Annotated in this window: 5 protein-coding genes; all 5 read left to right on the forward strand. The window is 46.2% G+C overall.

What is annotated here, in order from left to right; all coding sequences use genetic code 11:
- Positions 1-192 precede the first annotated feature (192 nt).
- A complete protein-coding gene (locus ACLTL4_RS10260; RefSeq protein WP_412291513.1) occupies positions 193-447 on the forward strand; it encodes a hypothetical protein in 255 nt (84 codons plus the stop codon).
- A complete protein-coding gene (locus tag ACLTL4_RS10265) occupies positions 362-5,557 on the forward strand; it encodes a DUF4011 domain-containing protein (RefSeq protein ID WP_412291514.1) in 5,196 nt (1,731 codons plus the stop codon). The genes ACLTL4_RS10260 and ACLTL4_RS10265 overlap by 86 nt, the downstream gene beginning before the upstream one ends.
- Before the next feature lie 15 nt (positions 5,558-5,572).
- On the forward strand, positions 5,573-6,910 hold the full coding sequence (locus ACLTL4_RS10270; RefSeq protein WP_215658609.1) for a Na+/H+ antiporter NhaC family protein: 1,338 nt from the start codon (positions 5,573-5,575) through the stop codon (positions 6,908-6,910).
- 132 nt (positions 6,911-7,042) lie between these two features.
- Positions 7,043-7,774: a DUF2397 domain-containing protein gene (locus tag ACLTL4_RS10275; RefSeq protein ID WP_412291515.1), complete on the forward strand. Its 732-nt coding sequence runs from the start codon at positions 7,043-7,045 to the stop codon at positions 7,772-7,774.
- A 70-nt stretch (positions 7,775-7,844) separates the two neighbouring features.
- Positions 7,845-7,995, forward strand: a 151-nt coding sequence (locus tag ACLTL4_RS10280; protein WP_412320500.1) for a transposase, incomplete at its 3' end; no start/stop codon positions are given.

Below are 7,995 nucleotides of genomic sequence, written 5' to 3' on the forward strand. Positions count from 1 at the left end.
ATGGAAACCTTGCTTTCCGGGGGATATATTGTACAGCAGATTGAAGAAAATCTGACATACGATTATCTGGATTCTGTGCTATGGGATTTCATTCTTCCGGAAACGGTGCAGGGTAAGAAAAAGATAAACAGTAGCTGCAAAATGACTGAATAATTGTGATAAATGAAACAAACAAGACTGGGGGACTACAAGTTGATAAAGATGGATCGTCAGAAGTTTATCCGGCCGAATCGTCAGATGGTTCGGATATCCAGGGAGAAGCTGATCATACCGGAGCGTGAGGCAGCCACACAGCGGATGCTGGCTGGATTGCAGAGGGAAACAAAAACGGCAGATATAGCAAAGACAGAAAAAACAGCAAATGAAAGCTGTAAACGCAGCAAACAAAAATATAGAAAATGCAGTAAATACAGCAGCCACAGAACATCTGCAAACGAAGCAGCCTGAAATAGCAGAGGCAGCGAATAAACCAGAAAACAGCATTGTCTTAGCATGTGAGATCGATGAGGTGATCAACTATGCACTGGTTCACAATGGTGCTTCTGTCGTGCGTGATATCTGCATCAAAAACACATCCGAAACGGAACGGAATGCTCTGCTTTTAAAAATCGCTTCGGACGGTGAGCTGATGGAGGATTTTGTGTGCGGGATCGAGGCACTGCAGACAGGTGAGGAGCTGCATTTTCGAAATCTGGATCTGACATTCCATGTCGGATATCTGGCATCGATCACGGAGAAGTTTTCTGGTCAGCTGACGGTTACGGTTCTGGATGGGGAAACTGTGCTGGCATCGGAAAAGATCAATATCACGGTTATGGCGTTTGATGAGTTCCCGGGATTTCAGTATACGCCGGAGCTTCTGACATCTTTTGCAATGCCGAATCATCCAGCGGTGGTCAGTCTGATCCAGCTGGCATCGAAATATCTGGAGAAATGGACGGGCGATCCTTCTTTGGACGGTTATCAGTCCGGTGATCAGGAGCGTGTCAAAAACATGGCGGCAGCAGCTTATGCGGCGATCCAGCAGAAAAATATTACATATGCATCGACAGCGAGCTTTGAGGCATGCGGGCAGAGAGTCCGCCTGGCGGATGCGGTGCTGGAGCAGCATTTTGGAAACTGCATGGATCTGACGCTGCTCTATACGGCGTGTCTGGAAGCGATGGATTTAAATCCGTTCATGGTGGTTGTGGAAGGTCATATTTTTGCCGGTGTCTGGCTGGTGGACGGAGCGTTTGCAGATATTCTGGTGGATGATCCGTCACAGCTTGAGAAACGTATGGCAAAAGGCATTCAGGAGCTTACGGTCGTGGAATGTACGGCGATGTGTTCCGGGCAGAATGTAAGTTTTGACGAAGCAGCAGCCATGGCAAAACGGCGTGTTTCCAATTATGGGAAGTTTTATTTTGCAATCGATGTGAAGCGTGCCAGAAGCAGGGGAATCCGTCCACTTCCAATCCGGGTTCAGACGGCAAACGGGTTTGAGGTTCTGCACGAGGATCGAAAAGAAAAAGAGGTCACAGGTGGATCAGACAGCAAAATCGAGATCTTTGATTTTTCGGACTGTACGGAAAAGGCACAGGTCACAAAACTGACGCAGTGGGAGCGCAAACTTCTGGATCTGAGCCTTCGGAATATGCTGATCAATATGCGTGTCACAAAGAGTGTTGTGCCGGTTTTGTCCGCGGATATCGGAAGTCTTGAGGATGCACTGTTTGACGGGGAAGCGTTTCAGGTGATGCCGCGGCCGGCTGATGTAGGTGTGAATCCGGCAGCAGAAAGTCAGATCGAACTTCTCAACAAACTGGGAGAATTATCAGAATTTATTTCTTTTGAAAGCAAACACAAAAGACTGCATTCCATTTACAGCGAGAAAGATTTAAGCACTTCTCTGACGAAAATGTACCGTTCTGCAAAAGCATCTCTGGAAGAAAATGGAGCAAGCACGTTATATCTGGCACTTGGTATGCTTCGTTGGTTTGAACAGAAAAAGAACGCACAGGCAAGATACGCGCCGATCGTTCTGGTACCGATCGACATTGTGCGAAAGTCTGCGGGCAGAGGCTATGCGATGCAGATGCGGGATGAGGATTCACAGATCAACATTACGCTTCTGGAGTTTCTGAAGCAGAATTATGAGATCACGATTCCTGGCATGAATCCGCCGCCGCAGGATGAGCATGGAATGGATATGCCGAAGATTTTTGCAATGATCCGAAAAGCGGTGATGAGCATGGAAATGTGGGATGTGCTGGAAGTTGCCGTGATCGGAAACTTTTCTTTTTCGCAGTTTGTGATGTGGAATGATATTCATAACAACCGTGATTTCCTGGAGGGAAACAAGATCGTCCACAGTCTGATCGAAGGAGCTGTGGACTGGGACTGCACGATTCCGGAAGAAGTGGATCAGGAGGAGGCTTATTTACCGGTAACGGCGGATGCTTCTCAGCTGCATGCCATCAATATGGCTGCCGCAGGGGTGAGTTTTGTACTGCACGGACCGCCGGGAACCGGTAAATCGCAGACCATTACAGCATTGATTGCAAATGCACTGACAAAAGGAAAGACAGTTCTTTTTGTGGCAGAAAAAAGAGCTGCACTGGAAGTGGTACAGAAACGTCTGGCGGCACTTGGAATCGATGATTTCTGCCTGAAATTACATTCGAACAAAGCTACGAAAAAGGCAGTTTTAAATCAGCTGCGGCGTGGTCTTGAGATTGACATGGAAGGCACAAAAACAGATTATGAGCAGAGAATTGCGGACATCCATGCGATGCGTACCGAACTGGATGCTTACGCAAAAGCACTACATAAAAAAAGAAATTTCGGAAAGAGTCTGCGTCAGCTGATCGATCTTTACGAAAGTATTCCGGAAACAAAAGAACAGGTAAAATTTCCGGTATCGGATATCAAAAATATAACAGAAGGTGATCTGAGCAGTCAGAAAAATCATCTGGAACGTCTGATCTCAGCCGGAAGATCCATCGGTCATCCGTATCAGCATCCGCTTGCGGCAGTGAAAAGGGCACAGTACAGTCAGCATCTGAAAACGGAACTGGAGCCGGCGATGCAAAACTATCTGTCTGTACTTGATAGCATCCAGGCTCAGATGGCGGATTTTGCCGCCTCTGCCGGAATCAAAAACCCGGTCACAAAGGCAGAATGGAATCAGGTATCCGAACTGATCCGGTGTATGGAAAGTACGGAAAAAATGCCTGCCTTTTTGAGGACAACAGATTCTGTTGAACGTGAATTTTCCGTTCCGGAAGAATATCTGGAAAAACAGGAGAAATTTGAACAGAAAAAGGCAGAAATGCTTTCAAAATGGAACGAGAATTTCTTAAGTCAGGACATGAGTTCTTATCATGCGAAGTACGAAGAAGCAAACAAAAAGGTATTTTTCTTAAAAGGAAAAGCACAGGCGGCACTTGTGGCAGAAATGCAGCTGTTTGCCGCATTTCCGGTGGAGGTCGAGCAGATTCCGCTGTATCTGACGGAGATCACTGCTTATCAGCAGGAAGAGCAGAAAATGGAAGCGGCAGAAGCAGAACTGTCTTATGACTGGAAACAGATCTTGAAAGAACATCTGACAAATGAAGAAATGCAGTCTTATAAAGTACAGATCCAAAATCAGAGAAAGAATATGGTACGTTTTGCCGGAGTACTTCAGGAAATCGAGGCGAGGGGCATTTTAAGTACACTTGTCCGGAAGGGAAAAGCACTCTTTTCTATCTGGAATAGCATGGATGCTGCAGAGCGAAAGGTTGCAGAGCTGCTGGAGCTGAAATTTTGCGATGAGAAAGCAGACTGGATTGAGAACAGAAAGGCACTTTGTGGCTGTATTCTGGAAAATGCAGGCGCATTAAAAGACTGGATTGTTTATCAGCAGAATGTAGATCTGTGCCGGAAAAACGGGCTTGCTCCGATCTGTGATGCCTATGAAAAAGGCCTTCCGCATGAAGTGGTATTGAATGTATATCTGCGTTCCATTTACCGGGCGATCATTCTTGGCGTGATCGAATCCGAACCGGTGCTGAACGGATTTACCGGAACCGGTTTTCAGGTTCAGATCGGGCAGTTTAAAAAGCTGGATCAGGAATGTATGCAGCTGACAAAAGAAGAAATGTTTTACCGGCTGTCATCGCAGCTTCCGTCTGTCGGTGATTCGGTGGAAGTCAGCAGAGAACTGAATTATTTAAGAAGGGCGATCAGCAGCAACGGCAGAGGTATTTCCATCCGTCTACTGTTTGAACAGATCCCGCATATTTTGCAGAGACTCTGTCCGTGTATGCTGATGAGTCCGATTTCGGCGGCTCAGTATTTAAAGGCAGAAAATGATCTGTTTGATATTGTGGTATTTGACGAAGCATCGCAGCTTCCGACCTGTAAAGCAGTCGGTGCCCTTGCAAGAGGCAAAAATGCAGTGATTGTAGGGGATCCGAATCAGATGCCTCCGACCAGCTTTTTTGCGGGAAATTCGGTGGATGAGGACAATCTGGATATCGAAGATCTGGACAGTATTCTCGATGACTGTCTGGCACTTGGCATGCCGTCCGCACATCTGCACTGGCATTACCGAAGCCGCCATGAGAGCCTGATCGCTTTTTGTAACCGGGAATTTTATGAAAATTCTATGCTTACGTTCCCATCGGTAAATGACCGGCAAAGACGCGTCAGCATGGTAAAAGTGGAAGGATTTTTTGACCGCGGCAAGAGCCGTGTGAACGAAGGAGAAGCACAGGCGATCGTTGCGGAGATCAAGAAAAGATATGCCGATCCAGAGCAGAAAAAGCAGACGATCGGTGTGGTTACTTTTAATGTTAATCAGCAGACTCTGATTGAGGATCTGCTCCAGGAAGAATATCAGAAAGATTTAAATTTTGATAAGTGGGCAAATATGGGAGAAGAGCCGTTGTTTGTAAAAAATCTGGAGAATGTCCAGGGAGATGAGCGAGATGTGATCCTGTTTTCCGTGGCATTCGGACCGGATGCGGAAGGAAAGCTGTCCATGAATTTCGGACCGCTGAACCGGGATGGAGGCTGGAAACGACTGAATGTTGCGGTGTCCCGTGCCCGGTGTGAAATGGTGGTGTTTTCTGTTATGACAGCCGATCAGATCAATTTGAGACGAACAAAAGCAAAAGGCGTAGAATCTCTGAAATATTTCATGGAATTTGCTCAGAATGGAAAATTGCGGGGAGACTACAGACAGAATGAAGCAGTCAAAAATCAGGGGATCAAAGCAAAAATCTGCCGGGCACTTGCAGATGCTGGATACGAGTATCAGTTAAATGTCGGCCATTCAAAATTCAAAGTGGATATCGCAGTGATCAATCCGGATCATCCGGAAGAATATCTGCTCGGAATTATGACGGACGGAGATTCTTACTGTCAGTCGACAAATACGAAAGACCGTGAAGTGGCACAGTTTGAAGTGCTGAAAGGACTTGGATGGAAACTGTATCGCATCTGGACGATGGACTGGTGGGATGATCCGCAAAAGGAGATCACAAAACTTTTCGGAGTGCTTAAAATGAGAAAGAAGGAAGAACAGTAACAGAAAGGAAGCAAAATGGGAAAAGAAAAGGAAAACAGAAATGGAAAAACAAAAGGAAATGCGATCGCTCTGTTGCCGATCGGCGTATTTCTTGTGCTGTATCTCGGACTTGGTATTTTATTTGAATACGTGATGAAAATTCCGATGGGATTTTATAATGTGCCGATCGTGGTTGCTTTTCTGGCAGCGATCCTGGTTGCCTGTCTGCAGAACCGGGCGGTAAATTTTGAACAGAAACTGGAGATCATGTCTGGCGGCGTGGGTGATAAAAACATCATCACGATGCTGCTGATCTTTCTGGCGGCGGGTTCGTTTGTCGGAGTTGTGGGCAGGGGAAGTGCAGAGAGTGTGGCGTATTGTATGCTCTCCCTGATCCCGGCGAGATATGCAGTGGCAGTATTGTTTGTGGTGGCCTGTTTTGTCTCCGTGGCGATGGGAACATCGGTCGGAACGATCACGCTTCTGGTGCCGATCGCATCGGCTGTTTCTGCTGCGTCCGGATTTGAACTTGCATTCTGTGTGGCATCCGTTATGGGCGGAGCAATGTTCGGCGATAATCTTTCCTTTATTTCGGATACGACGATTGCCGCCTGCAACGGGCAGGGCTGTGAGATGAAAGACAAGTTCCGGGAGAATTTCTGGATTGCATTTCCGGCAGCAGCCGCAACGCTGATTTTAATCCTGATTCTGTCCTTTCAGACAGAAGTGCAGGGGCAGGTCAGCCAGTCGTATCATCTGGTGCAGGTGATCCCGTATGTGCTGGTGCTGATCGGAGGCATTATCGGCATCAATGTCTTTGTGGTGCTTCTGGTCGGGATTGTTTCCGGGGCGTTTATCATGCTGGCCGGAGGGCATATCGCACCGGTCGATCTTCTTGCAAACATGGGGAATGGCGTTTCCGGAATGTTTGAAACCTGCATGGTTGCGATTCTGGTTGCGGCAATGTGTGCCCTGATCCGTGAATATGGCGGATTTGATGCTCTGCTTGCCTGGATCCACCGGATTTTCCGCGGCAAACGTGGCGGTCAGCTTGGCATGGGACTGTTGGTCGGTGCGATGGACATTGCTACGGCAAACAATACAGTGGCGATCGTCATGGCAAATCCGATCGCAAAAGAAATGGCACAGGAGTACGGCATCACGCCGAGAAAAGCAGCCTCGATCCTGGATACCTTTTCCTGTATTTTCCAGGGCATCATCCCATACGGTGCCCAGATGCTGGTGGCGATTTCTGCCGTAAATGAACTTGGCGGAGAACTTTCGGCATTCCAGATCATGCCGAGACTCTTCTATCCGATGCTGCTGCTTGTCAGTTCCGTGATTGCAATTTTATGGAACAGAAACGAAAAGTAAAAATTATCTTGTGATGTAAATTGTCTTATGATACGATACCTGTAGTTAAATGAAAGTATGCCGAAGATATAAATTTTGAACGTCCGCTTTACATGGACGAAATAAATCGGATAAAAGAGGACAGCAGACATTATGAGAATAAATGAGACTTTGAAAAAGCCGATGTTGGAGGCGAAATACCTGAATGTAGACAATACAGACAGATATCGCCCGATCATCCGGCTTTTTTATTTAAATTATGAAAAGCTGAAATACTGGATCTATCAGGAAGAAGTTTATGAGGAATTAAAAGAAGATCCGTATTTTCAGGAGTATACACCGGAACAGTGTCAGCAGGATCTTACGGCACTGACTGCCTGGGGGAATCTGATCACCACGCAGGATACCAGGAGAGTGACCACGATTGAAGAATTTAAAAATAAAAAATTTCGCTATCAGCTGTCAAAAGCGACAGTAGAAATTGAGCGAATGGTGATCCGGGTAGAAAATCTGTTTATCGAAAGTTCTTCCCTGGAGCCGACACTTCTGGAGCGGATCAGCATGAATCTGGAAAAAATCCCGCAAATGCAGAACGAAGAACCGGAAAAAATCTACAGCTGGTGGAATGATCTGGGCAGCGATTTCATCCGTCTCAATCAGAATTATCAGGATTATATGCGTGAGCTGAACAGTGTGAAAGCGGAGCAGATGATGAAAACGCAGGAATCTCACACAGCAAAAACAAAAAGAAGCAGAACTTCTGGCAGTACAGGAACAGTTAAAACTTACCGACTACGAGAAGATCAAGAGCAGGCTGGATTACTGCATGGAACGTTTGAGCGTGATTCCGCAGGAAAAAGAAGCTTCCGCAAGAAAAAGAGGTGAGCTGGAGAGCGGGAGAAAAATTCTGGAAGAAAAACAGAGAGAAAATCAGAAATTATAGTATATTCATGGCATGGGAACCTGGAAATCTAAAAACAGACACAAATACCTATTACAATATCACATTATTTTTGTCTGTAAATATAGGAAGAAATTACTGGTTTTGAGACAGATATCAGATGATATAAAACAGTTTTCGTATGAGATATGTCAGAGACACAGTG

The organism is Hominisplanchenecus sp., assembly GCF_046967715.1.
GTDB classification, from domain to species: domain Bacteria; phylum Bacillota; class Clostridia; order Lachnospirales; family Lachnospiraceae; genus Hominisplanchenecus; species Hominisplanchenecus faecis.